This window comes from Enterococcus sp. CWB-B31 (assembly GCF_020567645.1).
In the GTDB taxonomy this organism is placed as follows: Bacteria; Bacillota; Bacilli; order Lactobacillales; family Enterococcaceae; genus Enterococcus_L.
In genome coordinates, this window is record NZ_JAJDJW010000019.1 from 35,563 (window position 1) to 58,423 (window position 22,861).

A 22,861-nucleotide genomic window follows, 5' to 3' on the forward strand; every position below is an offset into this window, starting at 1 on the left:
CGCAGTCTCTCTGAAAATAAACAGCCTTTTACTTCTTCTTTTCTGTGTGTTTCTTTCTATTTTAAAACATTCGTTAAATGAGCCAGTGCTTTTTCTTTTCCTAAAAGCTCAATAGTTTCTGCCAGCTCAGGTCCATGTGTCAATCCGGAAACAGCTACACGAATCGGCATGAACAGGTTCTTCCCTTTTACTCCTGTTTCCTTTTGAACAGCTTTGATTGCCGCTTTAATTGTTGGAACATCCACTACAGCGGCTTCTTCCAGCTGTGCTTTAAACACATTCAGCACTTCAGGAACTGTTTCTCCTGCCAGAACTTCTTTTGCTGCGTTATCCAGAACCGGATGTTCATTAAAGAACAGGTCAGAAAGTCCCACTATTTCAGCAGCGTAACTCATTTGCGCCTGATAAAGACTGACAAGTTTCTTCAACCATTCAATTCGTTCCGGTGTTGGATCTTTTTCTACGCGACTGTCAGCGATCAAGTAAGGGATACACATATCTGCCAATACATCCAAATCAATCTGCTTCATGTACTGGTTGTTTACCCACTCAAGCTTTTTGCTGTCGAAAGCAGCTGGTGATTTGCTTAAGCGTTCAGGATCAAAAATATTGATCAGCTCTTCCTGAGAAAAGATTTCTTCTTCCCCAACTGGAGACCAGCCCAGTAATGCGATAAAGTTGAACATTGCTTCAGGCAAATAGCCCAGCTCACGATATTGTTCAATAAACTGCAGGATAGTTTCATCACGCTTACTTAATTTTTTCCCTGTTTCTGAATTAATAATTAGAGTCATATGTCCAAAGCTTGGCGGTGTCCAGCCAAATGCTTCATAAATCATCAGCTGTTTTGGTGTATTGGCAATATGATCATCACCGCGGAGCACATGAGTAATTTTCATCATGTGGTCATCTACAGCCACCGCAAAGTTATAGGTAGGCATACCGTCACGTTTTTGAATAACAAAATCGCCGCCGGTATTATCAGATTCAAATACGATTTCCCCTTTAACCATATCATCAAATGTATAGGTAGTATTTCTTGGAACGCGGAAACGGATGACCGGTTTCAATCCCTGTGCTTCTTTTTCTGCCTGTTCTGAAGGCGACAGATCTGCACACTTTCCAGAGTAATGAGGCATTTCACCTCTCGCTCTCTGTGCTTCTCTTTCTGTTTCCAGCTCTTCTTCTGTACAATAACATTTATACGCACGATTGCTGCTTAGCAGCTGATCAATCAGCGGCTGATAAATCTCTTTTCGTTCAGACTGGCGATACGGACCATACTCACCCGGATTTTCTGGAGATTCATCCCAATTAATTCCAAGCCACGCCAGATTTTCAAGCTGACTTTTTTCACCGTCTTCAATATTTCTCTTTTGATCTGTATCTTCTATACGGATAATGAATTCACCATCATTATGACGGGCGAACAAGTAATTAAATAAAGCTGTTCTTGCATTTCCAATATGCAGGTGTCCTGTTGGACTTGGTGCGTAACGTACACGAACTTTTGTCATTATCTTTTCCTCTTTCTTAATTTTCGAGTAAAGCGACCGCCATCGCTCCCATTCCTTCTTCACGACCGATAAAACCCATTTTTTCCATCGTTGTCGCCTTTATATTCACCTGTTCTGCGGTTATTTTACAGGTCTCGGCAATATTTTCTTTCATCTTTTCCAAATACGGCTTCATTTTCGGCTGCTCTGCTAAAATTGTACAATCAATATTGTTAATAGTAAAGCCTGCATCCATGACTTTTTTATTTGCCTGATACAGCAGTTCCATCGAATCTGCGTTTTTAAATGCAGGATCTGTATCTGGAAACAGATGACCGATATCACCTAAGCCCGCACCGCCCAGAATTGCATCGGTAATGGCATGAAGCAGAATATCAGCATCCGAATGTCCCAACAATCCCTTAGAAAAGGGAATTTCCACACCGCCGACAATCAGCTTGCGGTCTTCTGCCAGCTGGTGAACATCAAATCCCTGACCAATTCTAAACATATTTGTCTAGCTCCTTTTTCGTTTAACAATTGCTTCACCTATCAACATATCATCCGGTGTTGTCAATTTAATGTTTTCGTAGCTTCCAAGAACCATTGTCACAGGAAGATTACTATATTTTTCCATCAACGAAGATTCGTCCGTTCCCAGAAAATCCTCTTCACGGGCTTTTTCATGTGCATTTATCAGGTCATTTCCGTAAAAAACCTGTGGTGTCTGAATCTGCCACAATGTATCTCTGGGAATGGTTTCCTGAACTGTTCCATTGATTACTCGTTTAATCGTATCTTTAACCGGTACACCCAAAATAGCGGTACGTGTTTCAAGTGCTGCCGCATGAAGCTCCTTTAACTGCAAACGAGTAACAAATGGCCGAGCACCATCATGAACCATCACAATATTTTCTGGATGTTTCAGCTTCTGCAAACCATTATACACACTGTACTGGCGTTCACAGCCGCCGGGAACAATAGTAATCGTACAGTTTTTGCTTCGAACTTTTCGAATCGTTTCTTTAAGCAAATCCTGTTCATCTGATTGAGTTACTAAAATAATATGCCTGCACAGCGGATCTTTCAGAAACGTTTTCAGCGAATACAGGATAACCGGTTTCCCCATAAGATGCAGCAAAATTTTATTTCGGGAAGCCCCCATTCTTTTTCCCTGACCTGCTGCCAGTAAAATAACTTCATATTCTTTCATAATCTACTTCTTTTCATTTGCCTGATAAGAACCCTTATTTTCATCAATTCCTCTGCCTGAATGTGCAGGTTTGGCAAAAATCATCCGTCCAGCAGCTGTCTGAAGAGCGCTGGTCACAACGACCTGAATATGCTCATTCATATAATGCTGTCCGTCCTCAACAACAACCATGGTGCCATCGTCAAGATAAGCCACCCCCTGCTGCCGCTCTGTTCCGGCTTTGACAACCATTACGTTCATTGTTTCTCCTGGAATCACTACCGGCTTCACAGCATTTGCCAGCTCATTGATATTCAGAACCGGAACATTTTGAAATTCAGAGACTTTATTTAAATTATAGTCATTAGTTACAACGACACCATCTAAAAGCTTTGCCAGCTTAATCAGTTTACTGTCTACTTCTGCAATATCCTCAAAATCTCCATCGTACATTTCCACAGAAATTCCTTCTTCTTTTTGAAGGGCATTCAGAATATCCAGCCCGCGTCGTCCGCGTACCCGCTTCAAGCTGTCGCCAGAATCAGCAATATATTGAAGCTCATATAAAACAAAGTTAGGAATTAAAATAACGCCTTCCAGGAATCCGGTTTTGGTGATATCATAAATTCGACCATCAATAATTACGCTTGTATCCAAAATTTTATATTTGTGAAAATGATCCTCCACCTTACGCTCCAGCATCTGTCCTTCATTTTCCGGCAACGGTTTCTTTTGTCTGCTGGTAAAGATTTTTTTCCACTCCTCAATTCTGGTAGTTCCCATTCGAAAGCCCAGATAACCCAGCATAATCATAACTAAAATAGGGACCAGACTGTTCACTACAGGAATATCCAAGTTGTACATTGGGATGGAAATAATCACACCGAGCGTTAAGCCTAAAATCGCTCCGACACTTCCAAATAGAAGAAAGGTCAGACTTACCTCATTTAAAGATTTTTCAATTCTTTTAACTGCTGAAATAATGTATTTTGTTAACAGTAAAGATAAAATAAAGAAAATAATTGCACCGATCAGACTGTTAGTAAAATTATTGTTCAGCCATTTATTATCCGCTTGATTTGTCATCTTCCAAGCTATAGGAAATAATGATATTCCCAAGCTGGCTCCAACAACAACCATCAAGACAGAGATTACACGTTTTTGCATAGTACTCTCCTATTCTCAAATTTTATTTTTGATTATTCGTTAAAAACGACTGGATACAATGGTCCAGTCAAAATAATATACCATCACTGACAGCCGAACACCTTGTCTCATTATTTTTTCTTAAACATAAAAATAGATTAAAAAGATTCGACATCCTGCCGCTGTTACTATCTATTAAAAAGTATGGCGGCGGACTGTCAGTTTTCATTTTGATAAGACACCTGAGAAGCTATTGTGAACTTACAATAAATCAGTCCTGCCATACTTTTTAGTTTACTGAAAAACTTTTTTCAGTGTTTCTCCAAGCGTTGAAACACCGATTACTTCAATTTCTTTAGGTGGTTCCCAGCCCCCCAGATTATTCTTGGGGAGATAGATTCGCGTGAAGCCAAGCTTGGCTGCTTCTCTTACCCGTTGTTCAATACTGTTCACCCGCCGAACTTCACCTGTCAAACCAATTTCTCCGATAAAGCACTCTGTCGGCTTCGTTCCCTTTTCTTTATAGCTGGAGGAAATACTGACAGCTACTGCCAAATCAATGGCTGGTTCATTCAGCTTCACACCTCCGGCTGCTTTCAGATAAGCATCTTGATTCTGAAGCAGCAGACCAGCTCTTTTCTCAAGTACCGCCATAATCAGCGATACACGGTTAAAATCAAGACCGGTTGTCGTTCGCTTGGCATTCCCAAAAACTGTCGGAGTAACCAGCGCCTGAACCTCTACCAGAATCGGACGGCTGCCTTCCATGGCTACGACTATGGCAGATCCTGTTGCGCCATCAAGTCGTTCTTCTAAAAATACCTGTGAAGGATTTGCCACCTCTTCCAGTCCATGTTCCCGCATTTCAAAAATACCGATTTCATTGGTTGAACCAAACCGGTTTTTGACTGCACGTAAAATTCTGAAGGTATGATGCTTATCTCCTTCAAAATACAATACAGTATCAACCATGTGCTCCAGCATTCGAGGTCCTGCAATCGAACCCTCCTTCGTCACATGACCGACAATAAAAATAGCAATTCCGTTAGTCTTTGCGAGTTTCAGCAGTTCAGCTGTTGTTTCGCGCACCTGACTGACGCTGCCTGCAACACTTGTAACATCCGGCTGAGTCATCGTCTGAATAGAATCAATAATGACATAATCCGGTTCAAGTTTTTCGATCGCACGGGAAATTTCCTGCATATCTGTTTCAGCATATAAATAGAAATCAAGATTGGACGTACCCAGACGCTCCGCGCGCAGCTTGATCTGTTCTGCACTCTCTTCTCCAGAAACATACAGCACTTTTCCGCCGACTTCTGTCAGCTGCTGAGAAACTTGAAGAAGCAATGTGGATTTTCCGATGCCCGGATCTCCACCGATCAGTACCAGCGATCCCGGAACGACACCGCCGCCTAGCACCCGGTTTAATTCTGCCAGCTTTGTTGCTACTCTGGGTTCTTTTCTGGGAATGACTTCTGTCAGCAGTTGAGGCTGAGTTTTCTTTCCAGTCAAACTGACTCTGACACGCCGGTCTGTTGTATCCTGAAGAGTCACTTCCACCATTGAATTCCATTGCCCGCAATTTGGACAGCGTCCTAGATATTTGGGAGAAATGTAGCCGCAAGTCTGACATTCAAATTGAACTTTTGCTTTTTTCGCCATGCTGCAGCTCCCTACTCAAATCTTATAATTTGTTATTGTATTAACTGTTAGTATTTTATCACACTCTGGTCTGTTTACACTAAGACTTCTTATTATCAATAAAGAAGTTTAATCAGATTTTAAGCAATCATTGGCCTGAAGAACCAAATCCTCCGGTTCTTTCCGCCTCCACATCATCTGTATCTGATAAAAGAAACGCTTTAAAAATTCCCTGACCGATTCTTTCCCCTTTTTCTATCGTCACTTCTTCATAGCCAAAATTCAGGAACTGGAACATAATATGTCCTTCATTTCCTTCGTTGTTATAATAATCACTGTCAATCACACCCACACCGTTTGCAAGCATCAGAAATCGCTTCAGCGGATTTGAGGAGCGGCTGACTAACTCCAGATATTCATTCTTCGCCATATACACCTTGATCCCTGTCTTTACCAGAGTTGGCTTTGGAGTCTCCCCTTTTTCTTTTTGCGCCCAAATACTGGGTATTACGATAGTTTCAGCCGCTTCAAAATCATAGCCTGCTGCACCGCTTGTTGCTCTTTGGGGAAGAGTAATTTGCTGATCTTCATAATCTGAAATAATTTCAAAACCTCGTTGTTTCATCTAAGCTCTCCTCTGTTTTTTATAACCTATGTTTATTTTAACATACTTGCTTTATAATACGTTATTTTTTGGATGATTTGTGTATGTTAATTCATTCTTTCCTCTTAGAGAAAAATTTCAGTGCGGCATTGTCAAATACTTACATAAAAATACCTGATAATTATTTTTCAATAGTCAGCTTTCTATTTTTAAACAAACGTTCATATAGGATAAAAAACAGGAGATACAGCAAAATGCCGATACTGAGATAATGAATTGCATCAATAATGTGTAATATCTGAGGATTACCTTCCCTATATCCGGTAATCTGCAGTATCGTATTAATTGAAATACCTGATCCTTTTGCCATAATCCACAGTCCGCCCATAATTAGAAACTGGTGAACAATACTTCCTTTTGACTGAGCAGCATAACGGATAATAATCCGCTGGTCCTTAGGGAGTTCGCTGCTTTCAGCATATACCTGATTTAAATACGTGCTGGCAGCGCTTATAAACATACTGAAAATAAAGACACCTATCGGAAAAATTGCACGGAACATCAGTAATATTAAAGAAAAAATCAGTCCAAAAATATGAATAAGCTCTCTGTCTAATTTTAAAAATAAATGATAAATATATTTCATCAGTAATTTAGATGCTAAAATTCCCAGAATATATGGCGTATACAAATACAAGGCAATTTTATTGTTTCCAAAATAAAATGCTGTATAAAATGTTCCGAAAAGTAAAATAAAGTTAATGCTCATTCCATTAATAAAAACCAGCAGGTTGAGCCATATAGGCAGCTTCCAGTTTCGGTGAACTGTACTGATATACCAGGATGCAACAATCAGACAGGCAGAAAAGCCAATGACTGCAATAGACAGATAATGCGAATCAAATAGAGTACGTGCCAAACGGACAATAATCAGCAGAATAAAATAAACCAGAAACAATAGAAATTCCTTCATAAAAAAAGTCTGCTCATCCATTTTATCCATGCGTCTGTCTTGAACCGGATAGCTGTTCATTTTAAATAAAGCTGCAAGATACAGCAGCGTGTACTCTGTAAAAATAACCAGATTTCTGGCAGGAAAATTCGCAGTCAGAGAACCGATAAAGATACCGATAAGCACAATCATAAAAACAAGCGTCATCGAGCTGGTCTTTTCCTTTTTAACCTTCAATTCTTTCCGCTGATATTTAATAGTGGTGTTGGTTGGAGGAAGCCAGGCAGCACTCAAACCAATCAGTACTGCAGAAAGAAGATAGCAAGGATACCACCACTCTCCCAAAATACCAAAGACGCCTCCCAGAGCGCCGACAATCAAAGAAAGAATAAAAATATGGAGTGTTGTCAGAGCTAATCGAAAGCTTTTTAATAAAAAAATACCCGCTATTCTAACAGTGTAAAACAGTACAAAGGGGAGAATACCTTCCCACCCTGCTCCAGTGTGCATATTTAAAAACACCAAATAGGGAATAAAGGGCATCGTATTAACGAGAACAAAAGGAATCCCCGGATAAAGTTTTGTAAATACTGATTTGACAGCGCCCATCATTTCAACTCCTTCAAACAATTTCATATACTTACAGTCTATCATTGTCACAAAACAAAATCGAAGATAAACCTCGTTTTTTCAGCCATTTCCCTGAATTTTTCGACAAATAGACAAGTTTGTAATTATTCAAGAAAAACAAATGAAAATGAATTGGAACTGTTAGAGATATTTTTATGGAAAAATCAGCAGAGAACCAATTATATATATTAAAGTGAAGTATTAGTTAAAAATTTATCGATTTGCTATTCATGATACACTTGAAGAAAAACGAGGTAGTATCACTGTTTTTCTGACTTTTTTGGAAATAGTCCTAACTATCCAGCCAGAAGAAAAAATTGTCAAGGTACTGGATAATACTCGAGTGCACCATGACAATTATCCCCCCCTTTTCTTCTGGCTAATTCTCAATTCGGCTGCTGTTTCTGTCGTCTTACACCCTGCAATTAACCAAAAATGAGGTGCTTTGGAAGTGTTTAACAGAATCATGTATCAGCAATGTTTTCTTTTCAAAGTCAAAGTATTATCAGATTACCTTAGCTGTTCGTACGTTCGTTGATTGGGTCAATACGGTTTCTGAGTAACTTCCTGATCGACTTCATTTATAATCTTGCTTTTTTACGGGATATACAGAAGGGAAATTTATTTAAAAAAATGAAATCCATTACTTTCTATTGATTTAAAAACAGTTAATCAGCAGGCGGGAAATACTTGTATATTTTGACCTTTCACCAATTTTATTTAATCTGTAAAACTGGATAGAGTATCGCTGCTCTTTGTTCCTGGACAAAAAAACACCCTGCCTCATTAATAAGACAGGGATAGGAAAGTATTAAATGAAAAAGCTTGGTTATTGGGTTGACTATAGAATAATCCTTCTAGCTTAAACTAACCTTAAAAATGAAAATTAATTCAAAAAAACTTTATAGTAATTTGAAATTCCTTTTGTTATGTTGTCAAAAGAACCTTATTTTAACAGAAGAGATGGAATCTAATTAAAAAAGTTTGCATTAATCATTTTCTCAGCAGTACTTACAGGCTGCTCAGAAAATTTAAAAGTGGACAGCTCACCGGCAGCCAAAAGCGCAATCATTCAGCTATTCCTATTTATATCGCTAGCTGACTGCACAACATGAACAGCTGCAGGAAGATCAACAGAGTACTCGTACCATTTATACTGCGGTTCCGCCTAAAACAGACTATCGTCTGAGTGATCTTGATCTGAGTTTATTCCTTTAATAAGGAGTATGGAAACTCGGAAAGAAAAATATCAGAAAGAAATGTAATTTATAATTTGGTCAGAATATTACTGAATTATCTCTATTTACTCACCCTATGTATATGTATGATTGCCCGATTATAACTGTCATACAATAAAAATATTTTTGATAGACAGATTCTGATATAAAGTATTGGAAAATACTTTTCATATTTTTCAAGAGTATTTATGCTGAAAAAGCTCAGTTACAACTCAGCTGCTTGTATTCACTATAAAAAACGATAATCTTGCCGTTTCAAGCAAAATTATCGTCATATATTTATATTGTTCAGTTTTTGCACAGAGTTTATCCATAACATCATCAAAGCAACAGTAAACTGCTTATTCGTGCTTATTTTGTGAAATAGTCAACGACAGTCTGCCTTTTGTCTCCACTACTTAATGATTCAATGAATAATCTGTTTCTTCTATTATCTCCTGCTACATATGGATCGGCAACCCCAGCCCAACTTCACAGGCATCCATGATCGTTTCTGATAAGGTTGGATGACCATGAATGGTCAATGCGATATCCTCCAGTGTCAGGTAGGATTCAATCGCCAGGGTAAGCTCTGCAATCAGATCACTGGCATTCACCCCTACAATCTGGGCACCCAGAATCAGCTCGCTGCCTTCTTCATACACAATACGGACAAACCCTCCTGTGGCATTCAGCGAAAGCGCCCGACCATTGGCCTGCATCGGGAACATGGCGGTCTTCGCCTGTTTCCCGGCTGCCTCTGCCTCTTTTACAGTATAGCCTACCGCTGCCACTTCCGGATCGGTAAAACAGATAGCCGGAATCACTTGATAATCCTTCACCACATTCTTGCCGGCAATTACTTCTGCCGCCACTTTCCCTTCATAACTGGCTTTATGTGCCAATGCCGGACCTTCCACCACATCCCCAATCGCAAAAATCTGTTTCTGAACGGTACGGTATTGAGCATCCACTGGGATTAAGCCCCTCTGATCCGTTTTTATACCGGCTTTTTCCAGTCCAAGTGCTGAAGTGTTCGGTCTGCGTCCGACAGTGACCATGATGTAATCGGCAGCCAGCTTCCTGATTTTGTTGTCAGACAGCTCAATTTCAGCCGTCACCCGGTCCTTGCCTGCCGTTGCCTGTTTCGCCTTGGCATTGACGTAGACTTTCACCCCTTTCTTCTTGAACTGCTTCAAGACCAGCTCCTGAATGTCCGCTTCAAAATTCGGCAGGATACTGCTGCTGCCTTCCACTATGGTGACTTCTGTTCCCAAATTGGCATAGGCACCAGCCAGTTCACAGCCGATATAGCCGCCGCCCACCACAATCAGCTTCTTCGGCAGCTCCTTCAGGTTCAAACCGCCGGTAGAGTCAACTACCCGATTCCTAAACGGAAATCCATTAATTTCAATCGGCGAGCTTCCAGTGGCGATAATGGCCTGTGTAAAGGTCATGGTTTCTGAGCCTTTTGCTGTTTGGATATCCAGCGTTGTCGGGGATGTAAACTGTGCCCGTCCTTCAATAATTTTTACTCTGTTCTTTTTCAATAACATGGCGATACCGGAAGTCAGAGGTTTAACCACTTTTTGGTCTTTCCACTGCTGCATCTTTGCAAAATCCAGTTCGACCTCTTTGGTTCTAACCCCTAAAAAATCAGACTGCTGTGCTTCCTGATAACGGTGACCGGCTGTAATCAGCGCCTTTGACGGAATACATCCGACATTGAGACAGACACCGCCGATCTGTTCCGCTTCAATAATGGTTACTGACTGACCCAGCTGTGCCGCACGAATCGCGGCCACATAGCCGCCCGGTCCTGCTCCAATCACCACTGTATCAAACTTGTTTGCCATCTTCTGCTCCTCCTTCCGCCTACAACAACAGGCGCATTGGGTTTTCCAGAATCTCCGCAATCATGCTGAGAAACGCAGCTGCCGGAGCACCGTCGGCCACCCGGTGGTCAAAGGACAGACACAGGTTCAAGGTAGGGACATGCTCAATTTTTTCCATGTCATTGTACATATCTACAGACAGCTTCTCAAACAGTCCGCCGACGCCTAAAATCGCTGCTTCCGGCGCATTGATGATCGGAGTAAATTCTTTGACTTTGCTTCGTCCTAATGAACTGATGGTAAATGTACCGCCGCTCAGTTCATCCGGTGACAGTCGGCTGGCTCTGGCTTTACTGGTCAGATCTTTGACAGAAGCGGTCAGCTCACTGAGCCCCATTCTGTTTGCCTGCTTCACCACAGGTACAATCAGCCCCTCTGGAAGAGCCACAGCCACCCCCATATTCACGTCGTCAAACTGGCGAATACCTTCTTCTGTGCCATGGGCATTGAACATCGGATACACCTTTAAGGCAATCGTTGTTGCTTTGATAATCAGCTCCAGATAGGACAGTCGTTGGTCTGTCTGTTCCTCAATCATCGGCAGCAGCTGTTCTCTCAGCTTGACCATGGCGGACATATTGACTTCAGCACTCATGGTGACATGAGGAATCGTGGAGGTGCTTTGGTGCATATTTTCCGCAATCACCTTGCGCATGCCGAACCATGGAATCAGGCGGCTGGTTTCTGTGCTTGAGACTGGTTGTCCGCCAACAACTTTTGCACTCTCTTCACAAGATAATTTCGTATACGCTGAGATATCTGCTGCCTGAATTCGTCCTTTCGGTCCGGAGCCTGTCACATTTTTAAGATCAACCCCATTTTCTCTGGCTGCTCTGCGGGCTGCCGGAGTGGCACGTATTTTGCCTTCAGTTGGCTGGCTCGTTTCTGATTTCATTGCTTCACTATCAATTTTGGGTGTGTCTGCAGAAGGTTCTTCCTCTTCAGCCGATCTTTCGCCTCCGCTCACTCTAGGCATCTCCTCCGGTACGCTTTCTCCGGCTTCGCCAATATAGGCAATCACTGAATTAACCGGTGCACTTTCTCCGTCACCAATGTATCGTTTTAACAGGATGCCTTCTTCATAGGCCTCCACTTCAATCGCTATTTTATCCGTCATTACTTCAAAGATTGCTTCGCCGACTTCTACAGTGTCTCCTTCATTTTTCAGCCAGACAGTAATTGTTCCATCAGTCATGGTGGAGCTCAGCTTCGGCATTAAGACTTCATAAGCCATTTCTTTTCTCCTCCCCCTATCGGTCCGCCATCAGATTCCGGCAGGCTTTGACAATGTCCTCCACCTGGGGAACGGCCTTTTTCTCCAGCTCCGGATGATAAGGCATGGGAATTTCTTCTCCAGCCAGACGAACAATCGGTGCATCCAAAAAATCAAAGGAGTCATTTTCCGCAATCACACTGGCCAGCTCGGCACTAAAGCCGCTGCGCTTCACTGCTTCGGTCACCACGACTGCCTTGCCGGTCTTCATCACTGACTCCACAATCGTCTGCTTGTCCAGCGGCACCAGCGTACGCGGGTCCACCACTTCAATCTGAATCCCTTCCTCTGCCAGCAGCTCGGCGGCTTCCAATGCTTTATGCACCATGATGCCGGTAGCAACCACCGAAATATCCGTGCCTGCCCGTTTAATATCTGCCGCACCAATAGGAATCGTATATTTTCCTTCTGGGACATCACTAGTGGTTCGGTAGCACAGTTTATGTTCATAAAACATTACCGGATTGTCATCTTCAATCGCCGCATGCAGCAGCCCTTTGGCATCATAGGCAGTAGCCGGCTGAATGACCTTCAGTCCCGGTACATGGGCTGTCCAGTTTTCCAAACTCTGGGAGTGCTGGGCTGCTGCCCCGGTCCCAGAGCCGCCCGGTGTGCGCATCACTAATGGAATCTTGGCTTTCCCGCCATACATGTAGCGGATCTTCGCCGCCTGATTGACGATCTGATCCAGTGCAATCGTGACAAAGTCAGAAAACTGGATTTCAAAGACCGGGCGCATCCCGGTCATGGCTGCCCCCACCGAAGCACCGGCAATCACTGATTCCGCAATGGGTGTGGAACGAATCCGTTCTTCACCAAATTCTTCCACCATCCCTCGACTGACCCCAAAGGCACCCCCATAGACACCAATATCTTCGCCAAGCATAAATACATCTTCATTTTCTCTCATTGACTCCGTAAGCGCTTCCCTTATTGCTTCGGAATAGGTTATTTCTCTCATCTCATACCCCTCCTACTCTGCATACACATCTTCGTACATGGAAGCCAGCACCGGCATCGGGCTCTCTTCCGCGAAAGAAACTGCATCTTCAATCGTTTGCTTGGCAGCCAATCGAATGGCTTCTGCCTCTTCTTCTGTGAAGATTCCAGCTTCCATAAAGGCTTCTTTGGCTCGTTTGATTGGATCACGATTTTTCCGCCAGTCTTCCTCCTCTTCTTTTGTACGATATTTTTTTGCGTCTGATTTCGAATGCCCTTTCCAGCGATAGGTTAGAGCCTCAATCAAGGTAGGACCTTCACCTCTGCGGGCCTTTTCCACGGCATCATGGGTGGTGTTGATGACCTCCAGCAGATCATTGCCGTCAATGGTGATGCCCTCAATCCCATAAGCCTGTGCCCGTTCGGACAAGTGGGCCACCCGGGTCATTTTTTTCACCGAACCGCTCATGCCATACTGGTTGTTCTCAATGAAGAAGACCACCGGCAGATCCCAGATTGCTGCCAGATTCACAGCTTCATGGAAGCTGCCTTCATTGGTAGAACCGTCTCCGGCATAGGCCAGCGCCACCCGATCCAGCTTCTTCATTTTTGCAGTCAGGGCAGCCCCGGTTGCGATGGGGAAGCCCCCGCCGACAATTCCATTGGCTCCCAGATTTCCGGTATCCAGATCGGCAATGTGCATGGAGCCGCCTTTGCCATTATTGGTTCCGGTGGTTCGACCAAACAGTTCGGCCATCATTTCATTGATATTGGTTCCTTTGGCAATGGTCTGACCATGCCCTCTATGTGTTGCGGTAATCCAGTCAGTTTTTCTAAGTACTGCACCGCTGCCGGCTGCAGTGGCTTCCTGCCCGACAGCCAAGTGGGTCGTGCCGTGAATCAGTCCTTTGGCAAAGAGCTGATCGACTTTTTCATCAAAGAAACGGATCTCCCACATGGTTTCATAAATCGCTTTCAGCTCACCGTCTGACAAACCGGCACGATTGGGCAGCGATATTGTGCTTGCTTCTGTCATTTTTTTGATCTCCTCTTGTTTATTCACATCAGTCAATCTTGACAATCAACTGATACTTTCTCCATATAGGCTGTATTTTTAACAAGAGTAAGGGACTTGCTTAAACTATATCCAATAATGCTTTTGCAGTGATTTCATCTGTTATCAGGACATTGACCAGATGACCGGTCAACGCTGCATGAATTCCGTCAATTTTATCTTTACCTCCAGCTACTCCGACAACTCTTGGGATTTGTTTCAGATCCTCAAGGTTCAGTGCCATCACACGTTTATTCCACGTACAGTCTGAAAGCTCTCCTTCGCTGTTGATAAAGTTGTAGCAAATATCACCGACAACGACGCCGTTGGATAATTCTGTTGTAATTTCCTCCGTATTCGCCAGCAGATACGCTTTTGTCATTGTTGAGTAGACGGGCTTGCCGCCAATCCCCACCAAAGCAATATCTGCCTGTTTTGCCTGATTAAAAACGCTCTTTATAAAGGACTGCTCCATAAAAACCTTCTTGGCCTCTGCTGAATCCACTGTAATCGGTGCATGCATTTCAATTGCGGTTGCACCACTGTGCTTGGCAAAAATTTCACACACAACATTCGCCTGTAAGTTCATATGCTGCTGACCTAAGCCGCCGACCATTGGAACAAACTTTACATCCGGCAGCTGATTTTTAGAAGAAAAATTCAGAGCAACCTCTTGTACAGCTGTACCTGCTGAGACACTTACGGTATGATGAGGCTGAATAACTCTTGCCAGATACTTCGCTGCAGTTACACCCAGTCTTTTAATCAGCGTTTCTTCTCCGGAAGTAGACGTACAGATGACTTCTTCCAGGTTATATTTACGCTTTAATTTATCTTCAAGGTAGCGATACGGATGAAGCAGGTCATCATGAATAATAATTTCCACTAATCCCAAATCTCTTGCTTTTGCTAAATATTTGGAGACAAGAGAACGGCTGATACTGAATTTTTTGGCTATATCTGCTTGTTTTGCTCCTTCATCGTAGTACATGGAAGCAATCTCCACCAATAATCTTGTATCATCTGAATAACTCATTCTCTTCTCCTCCAAACATAATTATCAATAATTGAATTGTATTATATCCCCAGCCTCCACTTCCGGCACCTTATTCGGTGACAGCAGTACGGAACCCGGCAGCAGCTCTTCCTCTCCCAAGTCAAAATAGAGAGAGATGTGCCCAAGTTCAAACAGGGATCCATTTGCCAAATGTCCAATATCTTCAACAGTATATACCTGACTGCCAAAAACAATCTGACTTCCGATTTTTAACATATTTTCATTTGGGTCATCTTCGAAATCATGAATCACACAGACTTCACGAAGACCTTCCGGTGCAGTTGAATTGAATAAAATCAGAACAGGGATATCCTCAAAAAAAGCGAATTCTCCAATTTCTTTTACAGTTGATTTTACCATGTTTTAGACTCCTTTAATACGACTGTGACTAATCAAATGTACTGTCCTGAAGTTTTCTCAACTGCCAGACAGTCGTTGTTTCATCTAGAACAACATCTTCTTCAGTGATAAATGTTCCTGCCTTGATCGGACGGCGTGCTACCACCTTTCCTGAGATTAACCCAATTGGAATATGCCCTTCTTTCTTCATATCTGCATGTGTTTCAAGAACCCCGCGTACACAGTATCCGCCAATGCCGTCCAGCCGTTCGCCCTCAGCAATATCTTTTTTGGTCACGGCAACGGTTTCAGAAACAGGTGCACCCATTGGAACAATGGCATGATCATTTCTTAACACGGCTTTAGCAATAGTAATCGGTGTTTCCAGACTGGCCAAATGGAACGGGCGGAACAAGATATGATGGTCTCTGTCTCCTTTTTTCATCAGGTAGCTTAACTCATGTCGAACTCCTTCATTCTGTCCTTTTACGATAACGAATACACCTGGTGCCAGTCCGTCCACATATTCAACGACTCCATACTGAGAAAGGACACCACCATTTTCTTTCAGATCAAGATCTTTAACAACTGAATCGACATCTCCGGAAATTCCATGCATCCCCACTTTATCTGGAATGAAGCCGATTGCATTAGACAGCAAATTCATTTCCGCCATTGTTTTAGTGCCATCCTGGAACGCTGCCAGCATGTGAGAAGCCATCGCTTTGCTGTCTGCCTCTTCCTGACAGGTATCCGGATTCGCACCGATTTTCAGCTTATTATTTTTCCCTTTCCCTGCAACCAACACTTCCATTCCCATTGATTTCGCAAATTCAAACAGTTCAGTCGTTGCTGCCGGCTCATCTCCATCTGATCCTGTGTAGACCAATCCTGCTGACCTGTAAAGTTTGTGCATTAATGGGCCGACTGTGATGTCGATTTCTACATTTAAAAGTACAAGCTGTTTCTTCGCAATTAATGTCTCAAGAGCAATTTTTGCTCCCACCTCGGGAACACCTGTTGCATCGACAACGACTTCCACATCTTCTGAATAAATGACCTCTTTAAAATTTGTCGTTACCAAAGTTTTGTTCTTTTGTTTCGAAGAAGCGTGATAAGCTTCAGCTGCTTTTTCAGCAAATTCAATTCGAATATCACTGATCCCTGTGACTGTCATTCCAGGAATTGTAGCAATTTGAGCGACCATCCCGAAACCCATTTGACCAGCACCGATGACACCTACTTTGATTGGATTTCCTTCATGCTCACGTTCTAAAAGTTGTTGATAGATTGTCAATTTTACCACTCCTTTAACAAATGTTCTTTGTAGTAACATACGATACAAACAAATAGTATATTTAAATTTTTTCTTTGTCAACGGGATTAAGTTAGTTTTTTGAAAATCATCGAAAATATTGCAATGTTTATAATTCGACACCGTTCTTTCACAAACGTGACATATGTTCCAATGCAGAAATTCTTGTAAATCAGATTGACAAACAAAATAAATATAATTACCATGGTCTTATATCATGAAGCGCTTTCAAATAAAAAAGAATTGGAGGATGATTATTTTGGGAGAGTATCTGAACCTGATTGTTCTGCTAGTATCATGTTGGCTGCTGCAGTTATTTTTTTCCTATATACAGCACAAGAATTATCAGAAGGTCATCAATGAAAACAAGTATAGGCAGTCTGGCTATTTAGGGGTCGGTATCGCGAAAACGAAGTTCAACTTGGGGAAAGGTTCTATTCTGATTTTGGTAACTGACGATGCAGGAACCATTTTAGATTTCCAGGAAATGTCCGGTTTTACAGTATTTTCCCGATTTAAAAAGAAAGAAACCTATATCGGTAAAAATGCTGAAGGACTTCTAAATGAAATAACAAATAAGCAGCGTCTTAGAGCTTATGAACAGGCATTGGGATTAATTAAAAAAGAAATAATGAAAATGGAGGAACAAGTACATGGATATGTTAGTTAGTTTGGCAGAAAATTTTATCGGTATTTTTAATGCAGGGGGAGAAAATCTGGTTGGCTTAATTACCGGTATCCTCCCAACACTGATCGTTCTTCTGACCTTTGTTAACGCCCTAATTGCATTGATTGGCGAAGAACGTGTAACAGCATTTGCCCAGTTCTGTACCAAAAATATTATTCTACGTTACAGTGTATTCCCGCTGTTAGCCGTCTTTTTCTTAACGAATCCAATGTGTTATTCGTTTGGACGCTTTTTGACAGAGAAACAAAAGCCGGCATTCTATGATGCAGCCGTTTCTTTTGTCCATCCAATCACCGGTCTGTTTCCACATGCCAATGCAGGAGAGCTTTTTGTCTGGACAGGAATTTCTTCTGGTCTAACAACACTGGGCTTGTCCGTTATGCCGTTAGCTGTCCGCTATTTTCTGGTGGGACTGGTAGTAATATTAATTCGGGGAATCATTACAGAAATGTTGACTAAAATTATGTGGAAAGAAACAACAGACGCTTAAAAGAAAGGCAGATGAATATAAATGGTAAAAGCAGTAATCGCTCATAAAGGACCAAGCGGATGGGGAGGACCTCTGACGCTGCAGGTAAGTGAAGGAAAAACAATTGTAGCTTCTATCACTGGCGGAGGTATTCACCCAGTGGCTCAGAAAATTGCAGATATGATCGGCGCAGAAGCACGAGATGGCTTTAAAGAAAAAGTGGCACCGGAGGAAATGGTCTGTGCAGTTGTTGATTGCGGTGGAACTGCCCGATGCGGCGTTTATCCAAAATTAAATGTACTAACTGTAAATCTTCATTCTACAACGCCTTCAGGACCACTGATGAAATTTATCAATGAACAAAATTTTGTTTCAGGTGTTACACTTGATACTATCACAGCAGCAGCTGAAGGTCCTGTTCAGGAAAAAGTCAAGAAACAATCGGCAACTGCTGATAAATCTGCGTATCAGGAAGCAAAAGAGAAAGTGAGAACTGCCAAAGAAGAAAATGCCAAGCAGCAAACCGGCATTATGGCTCTTATTAATAAAATGGGACGGGTTGTCGGAAATGTCGTCGGCGTTTTTTATCAGGCCGGACGCGACACCATTGATATGGTGATTAAAAATATCTTACCGTTCATGGCGTTTGTAAGTATGCTGGTAGGTTTAATCAACTATACCGGTATCGGAAATGTGATTGCCACAGCAGTTAAGCCGTTATCTGGAAACCTTCCGGGATTGCTTATTCTATCTCTGATCTGTTCAATTCCAGTACTGTCACCGGTTCTTGGACCGGGAGCTGTTATTGCCCAGGTTGTTGGTGTGCTGTTAGGGGTTGAGGTAGGTAAAGGAACCATTTCTCCTGCAATGACTTTGCCGGCGTTGTTTGCAATTAACTCTCAGGCAGGTGCAGACTTTGTTCCAGTAGGGCTGACCCTTGCAGAAGCAGAGCCTTATACAGTTGAAGTCGGAGTTCCTGCCGTTCTGTTCTCTCGGCTGCTGACAGGACCGCTCGCAGTACTTCTAGCATGGCTTGCCAGCTTTGGAATGTATTAAAAAGCAGTCACTGTGACTAAGCTGCCACTGAGAATCCAAACATTTAAAAGTATCAGTCACATCTGAATTCTATAAAAAATAATGCCCTCTCTGATATTTGTTTAAACAGACAATACTCAGAGGGGGCATTTTATATTTTTTTAAATAAGCTATTTTTAATTACCCCATTATCAATTTCATACCTTTAATTTTCTACAATGCTGGACCAGATAGTATCCTGCTCTTGAAAATAAGCAACCATATCAATTTCAAAAACCTCTTCCAGCAGTATTTTTGAGGCTATCTCCAAAAAATCTCCTTTTTGAACGATTTTCCCGCTTTTAAGAAACAGCACTTCTCTGCTTAGAGACAGTGCCAGACGAGTATCATGAAACACGCCGATCATTTGTTTTGTTATATGTTTTTGTCCAGTCATTCAAGTAGCTGACTAGGTCAATCTAGTGGTGCAAATCCAAGTGATTATTGGGTTCATCCAGCAAAATAGTCTCCATATCCTGTGCCAGTACCTTTGCTAAAGATACCCGCTGCTGCAGGTAATCTTAGTATAGCCCCGACAAACAGCGTCATAACTATTCCCATCAAAATAATTGAATATCTAAAGAGATATCCTCAACACTGGTACTTGTCAGAATATTAATGATTATGATACCTACCTCTTTCATCTGTGTCCAAACACTTTTAGAAATATACACAGATAGACAACTTCCAGCTTCAATGCACTCATTTTTTTCAGCATCCACAGCCATCATGTCAAATTATAATTTAGAACAATCACAGTAAAATATGTAAACTTAGATTTTAATAGTGTTATCAATAAACTAATGGAACTAGATTGGATTACTGAGACTGACTTTTAAAGTTTAATTACTCAGGCTTAATCACTTTCAAACAATTAGAAGCTATAATTCCATATTAATTATGTATCATTGAATTGTTCCACATGAAACATGCACAAAAAAATGCTTAGTACTATCCCATTTAAACTGACTTTGATTTATTCTCTTTTTCCCTGTAAACCTACAAATTATTTATTCTTGAAATCTGCCGGGTTACAAATATTACTTTCAATCCTTCTTTCTGTGCGTACTTATTCTCTATATTACATATTCTAAATATCTATCCCTAGTTGACAAGTTATCTAGCTATTTTTAAGAAATTCACGTGTATCAATTATTTATATTTGTATTTTAAATAACACTAATTAAAATTTTATAAAATCTAAAAACAAAAGTAGATACCAATTTTTTGACTGAATGTAAAAATTTTCGCGATTTAGAAATTCAATCATCCTATCATTTTCAAACACATTAAATAACAATTATAAAATAAATAAAAATTTATTCACTCACAGTATAAACTTAAAGAAATCTGATATCTTTCCTTTCAATAAACTGTTTTACAGATAATGCAAGCTATAACAACCATATTATCCAAATGAAAAAAATTGTTTTAACAAAATAAAATAACAATTCAAAAAAAATAATGTTATACTTATATGCACACTTAATTAGGAGGGACCAAAATGAAAAAAAGGTTGCATAGGTTAACAATAAGTATTATTGCTGGTCTTGTACTTTTGTTATTTAAACCAACAGTAAGTTTTGCGAATGAAAACAATGACTGGATTGAATATGATGTGGTAAGCGGCACAGAAAGAGTTATCTCATTCAATGAAATTCAGACAGACGGACTGCCAGAAAGTCTGGAAGCTTCTCCACCTGTCGCTCTCAAAGCTGCAAAAACTGCTTCCGGTATTGGTATTATAGGTGAAGATGACCGAGTGAAAGTAACCGATACTACTCAATATCCGTATTCTGCTGTAGTACGAACGGTTGCGACCGGCAACGGACACAACGGCGGACAAGGATCTGGCGCATTAATTAATAGTAATTTAGTACTGACCTGTGCACATGCTGTTTTTAATCTGGAAAACGGTTTTGCAAATGTTCATGTGACTCCCGGAAATTCTACTACTGAGCCAAAAATACCTTTTGGAAAAACAGAATCAAAGAAAGTTTATATACCAAAAGCCTATCGGGACAATCCTACAATTGAAGAAGATATCGCTTTGATTCAATTGGAGAATTCCATTGGAACACAGACTGGTTGGATGGGGATTACCTATTTTGAAGACTATTATTCTTACGGAAATTATACAGTGACAGGCTATCCGGGAATGTTCGGTGGTGACATGTATACAGAAAATAACGAAACAAATATTATCATGCCAGATTCTTCAAAAAATCTTTTTACCTATTTTGATGTAACAACAGGAAACAGTGGTTCACCGCTGTACAACAGCTTGAATCAAATCAGAGGAGTAATTGTTTCCTATGCTAATGAAAAAGATGAAACAATTGCTGCTCGAGCAACAAATATTGACTTCAATCGGTTTGCTTTTATTAATTACTTAATCAGTAAGCCAGTCGAATTGAAAAAAATAGCCATTGCACCTAAAACAGCCAATTTATTACCAAAAAAGCTGGAAACAATTAAATTGGAGGTAAGTGCTGAACCTGAAAATGCAATTATTCCAACTATTAAGTGGGAAAGTTCAAATCCTGAAATAGCTGTTGTTGATTCTAATGGGGTAGTCAGCGGAATCAAAGAAGGAATCAGTACCATTACTGCAACTACTACTGATGGAAACTACACAGCAAACAGTCAAGTGGTCGTTGGTGATGATCATGGAAATAGCTATTTAAGTGCCACTTCAGTTAAATTAGGAGAAGAATCTTTTGGAACCATTGAATACAACGGGGATTCAGACCTTTTCTTTTGTGAAATTGATAAGGGAAAATCTTTTATTGTCATCTCTGATACGAAGCCAACACAAATAGCCAGAACAAATACTCAATCTGGATCATGGGCTTCGGGATCTTCAGTAAGGTATACTATAGAAAAAGATGGATTGTTTTATACAGCAAACAATGCTTCTTTTCAAAACTACGAAAATATTTCTATTAAATTCAGCGAAAAAGTTGGTACTGACTATTCTTTTAAAGTCATTGCTATTGATTCCGGACTCCCTGTAGTAAATGAAACCAGCTATACACTGAATATAGGCGATTCAATCAGCCTGAAAGCAAAAACTGGTCATGAAGTGACCAGTGATTTAACATACTCTGTAACTGGAGACAATATACCTGTTGATTCAAATGGACGTGTAGTTGCTGTTGATCCGGGAATATCATCCATAAAAATTGAAGATCCGATAACAGGTGAGGCTGTACAAGTAAGAATAGTAGTGAACGATGACCATGGAAATACTTTTGAAACTGCTACTAAGATTGAGATTGCCGGCAAATATACTGGAAAGATTGATTATACAATGGATGTAGATTGGTTCCATGGTGAGTTTAGCGGAGAAGATTTTTACACGATAAAATCTTCGAAAAGGAACAGTCAAATGAGTCAGCTCCAATCAAATCAATGGGTTAGCGGTATAAGCGGTTATGTTGAAGAAGATGGTTTCTATTATGATTCTGTTCCATATGCCTATGGAGAAGATATGAAAAAAGGAATTAGATTCCGAATGGTAGGTACACCAGGTGAAATATATGACTTTGAACTAATTAAATATGAACCAAATCCACCAACAATCTCTTCCCCTCTCGACATTACACTTAAAGTAGGAGAAAGTACAAAGATTATTGCTCAGGCAAACAATGGATTGACAAAGAAAGTCACTTTCAAAACAGGACGGGGAACAGGGCTTCAAGGCAACGGTACTCTAGCAAATCAAGGAGTATTTACAGCTACTGAACCAGGCAACCTCTTGATTACAGTTACTGATCCATTAAGTCAAAATAAGAAAAGCGTTTGGGTTCGTATTCAAGAATAAATGAGAGTGGGACAAACACTCATGAGGGCTATCACCCTCACCAAACAGAAT

General features: G+C 41.1%; 19 protein-coding genes and 1 other annotated feature (1 of these 20 cut by a window edge). Of the genes, 4 read left to right on the forward strand and 15 right to left on the reverse strand.

What is annotated here, in order from left to right:
• Positions 1-54, reverse strand: a binding site (T-box leader) (it extends 160 nt beyond the left edge of the window).
• Positions 55-56: 2 nt separating this feature from the next.
• The 14 genes from gltX to LI954_RS14095 all read right to left on the reverse strand — a co-directional run bounded on the left by gltX (position 57) and on the right by LI954_RS14095 (position 16,735).
• A complete protein-coding gene (gene gltX / locus LI954_RS14030; RefSeq protein ID WP_202067282.1) occupies positions 57-1,517 on the reverse strand; it encodes a glutamate--tRNA ligase in 1,461 nt (486 codons plus the stop codon).
• A gap of 16 nt (positions 1,518-1,533) precedes the next feature.
• Positions 1,534-2,007 (reverse strand): 2-C-methyl-D-erythritol 2,4-cyclodiphosphate synthase, encoded by a 474-nt coding sequence (gene ispF / locus LI954_RS14035; protein ID WP_202067281.1) that lies wholly within the window; start codon positions 2,005-2,007, stop codon positions 1,534-1,536.
• Between the two features lie 6 nt (positions 2,008-2,013).
• Entirely contained in the window at positions 2,014-2,709 is a 696-nt protein-coding gene (gene ispD / locus LI954_RS14040) for a 2-C-methyl-D-erythritol 4-phosphate cytidylyltransferase (RefSeq protein WP_202067280.1), read from the reverse strand.
• A gap of 3 nt (positions 2,710-2,712) precedes the next feature.
• Positions 2,713-3,855: a PIN/TRAM domain-containing protein gene (locus tag LI954_RS14045; RefSeq protein WP_202067279.1), complete on the reverse strand. Its 1,143-nt coding sequence runs from the start codon at positions 3,853-3,855 to the stop codon at positions 2,713-2,715.
• Between the two features lie 273 nt (positions 3,856-4,128).
• Entirely contained in the window at positions 4,129-5,499 is a 1,371-nt protein-coding gene (gene radA / locus LI954_RS14050) for a DNA repair protein RadA (protein ID WP_202067278.1), read from the reverse strand.
• 127 nt (positions 5,500-5,626) lie between these two features.
• The gene (locus tag LI954_RS14055) at positions 5,627-6,103 is read right to left on the reverse strand and encodes a dUTP diphosphatase (protein WP_229441391.1); all 477 of its coding nucleotides are present in this window, start codon (positions 6,101-6,103) and stop codon (positions 5,627-5,629) included.
• A gap of 160 nt (positions 6,104-6,263) precedes the next feature.
• The gene (locus LI954_RS14060) at positions 6,264-7,670 is read right to left on the reverse strand and encodes a hypothetical protein (RefSeq protein WP_229444770.1); all 1,407 of its coding nucleotides are present in this window, start codon (positions 7,668-7,670) and stop codon (positions 6,264-6,266) included.
• A gap of 1,672 nt (positions 7,671-9,342) precedes the next feature.
• On the reverse strand, positions 9,343-10,737 hold the full coding sequence (gene lpdA, locus LI954_RS14065; RefSeq protein WP_202067275.1) for a dihydrolipoyl dehydrogenase: 1,395 nt from the start codon (positions 10,735-10,737) through the stop codon (positions 9,343-9,345).
• Positions 10,738-10,756: 19 nt separating this feature from the next.
• Positions 10,757-12,010 carry a dihydrolipoamide acetyltransferase family protein gene (locus tag LI954_RS14070; protein ID WP_229444771.1) on the reverse strand — a complete coding sequence of 418 codons (1,254 nt, stop codon included), beginning with the start codon at positions 12,008-12,010 and terminating at the stop codon, positions 10,757-10,759.
• 16 nt (positions 12,011-12,026) lie between these two features.
• The gene (locus LI954_RS14075; RefSeq protein WP_229444772.1) at positions 12,027-13,010 is read right to left on the reverse strand and encodes an alpha-ketoacid dehydrogenase subunit beta; all 984 of its coding nucleotides are present in this window, start codon (positions 13,008-13,010) and stop codon (positions 12,027-12,029) included.
• Between the two features lie 12 nt (positions 13,011-13,022).
• Positions 13,023-14,024 carry a thiamine pyrophosphate-dependent dehydrogenase E1 component subunit alpha gene (locus LI954_RS14080; RefSeq protein ID WP_420705987.1) on the reverse strand — a complete coding sequence of 334 codons (1,002 nt, stop codon included), beginning with the start codon at positions 14,022-14,024 and terminating at the stop codon, positions 13,023-13,025.
• Between the two features lie 100 nt (positions 14,025-14,124).
• Positions 14,125-15,078 carry a sugar-binding transcriptional regulator gene (locus LI954_RS14085; protein ID WP_229444773.1) on the reverse strand — a complete coding sequence of 318 codons (954 nt, stop codon included), beginning with the start codon at positions 15,076-15,078 and terminating at the stop codon, positions 14,125-14,127.
• Positions 15,079-15,102: 24 nt separating this feature from the next.
• On the reverse strand, positions 15,103-15,459 hold the full coding sequence (locus LI954_RS14090) for a PTS glucitol/sorbitol transporter subunit IIA (RefSeq protein WP_229444774.1): 357 nt from the start codon (positions 15,457-15,459) through the stop codon (positions 15,103-15,105).
• Positions 15,460-15,487: 28 nt separating this feature from the next.
• Complete coding sequence (locus LI954_RS14095; protein ID WP_229444775.1) at positions 15,488-16,735, reverse strand: NAD(P)H-dependent oxidoreductase; 1,248 nt, start codon at positions 16,733-16,735, stop codon at positions 15,488-15,490.
• 277 nt (positions 16,736-17,012) lie between these two features.
• On the opposite strand from LI954_RS14095, the gene LI954_RS14100 reads away from it, so the two are divergent.
• The 3 genes from LI954_RS14100 to srlE are packed head-to-tail and all read left to right on the forward strand — an operon-like array spanning position 17,013 to position 18,966.
• Positions 17,013-17,423 carry a transcriptional regulator GutM gene (locus tag LI954_RS14100; protein WP_202067269.1) on the forward strand — a complete coding sequence of 137 codons (411 nt, stop codon included), beginning with the start codon at positions 17,013-17,015 and terminating at the stop codon, positions 17,421-17,423.
• Complete coding sequence (gene srlA / locus LI954_RS14105; protein WP_202067268.1) at positions 17,407-17,931, forward strand: PTS glucitol/sorbitol transporter subunit IIC; 525 nt, start codon at positions 17,407-17,409, stop codon at positions 17,929-17,931. Before LI954_RS14100 ends, srlA begins: the two co-directional genes overlap by 17 nt.
• Positions 17,932-17,952: 21 nt before the next feature.
• The gene (gene srlE / locus LI954_RS14110; RefSeq protein ID WP_202067267.1) at positions 17,953-18,966 is read left to right on the forward strand and encodes a PTS glucitol/sorbitol transporter subunit IIB; all 1,014 of its coding nucleotides are present in this window, start codon (positions 17,953-17,955) and stop codon (positions 18,964-18,966) included.
• A gap of 184 nt (positions 18,967-19,150) precedes the next feature.
• Here the strand turns inward: srlE and LI954_RS14115 are convergent, their stop codons facing one another.
• Positions 19,151-19,381 (reverse strand): hypothetical protein, encoded by a 231-nt coding sequence (locus LI954_RS14115; RefSeq protein ID WP_229444776.1) that lies wholly within the window; start codon positions 19,379-19,381, stop codon positions 19,151-19,153.
• 1,107 nt (positions 19,382-20,488) lie between these two features.
• Here LI954_RS14115 and LI954_RS14120 point away from each other — a divergent pair.
• Entirely contained in the window at positions 20,489-22,810 is a 2,322-nt protein-coding gene (locus tag LI954_RS14120) for an Ig-like domain-containing protein (RefSeq protein ID WP_229444777.1), read from the forward strand.
• Positions 22,811-22,861 lie beyond the last annotated feature (51 nt).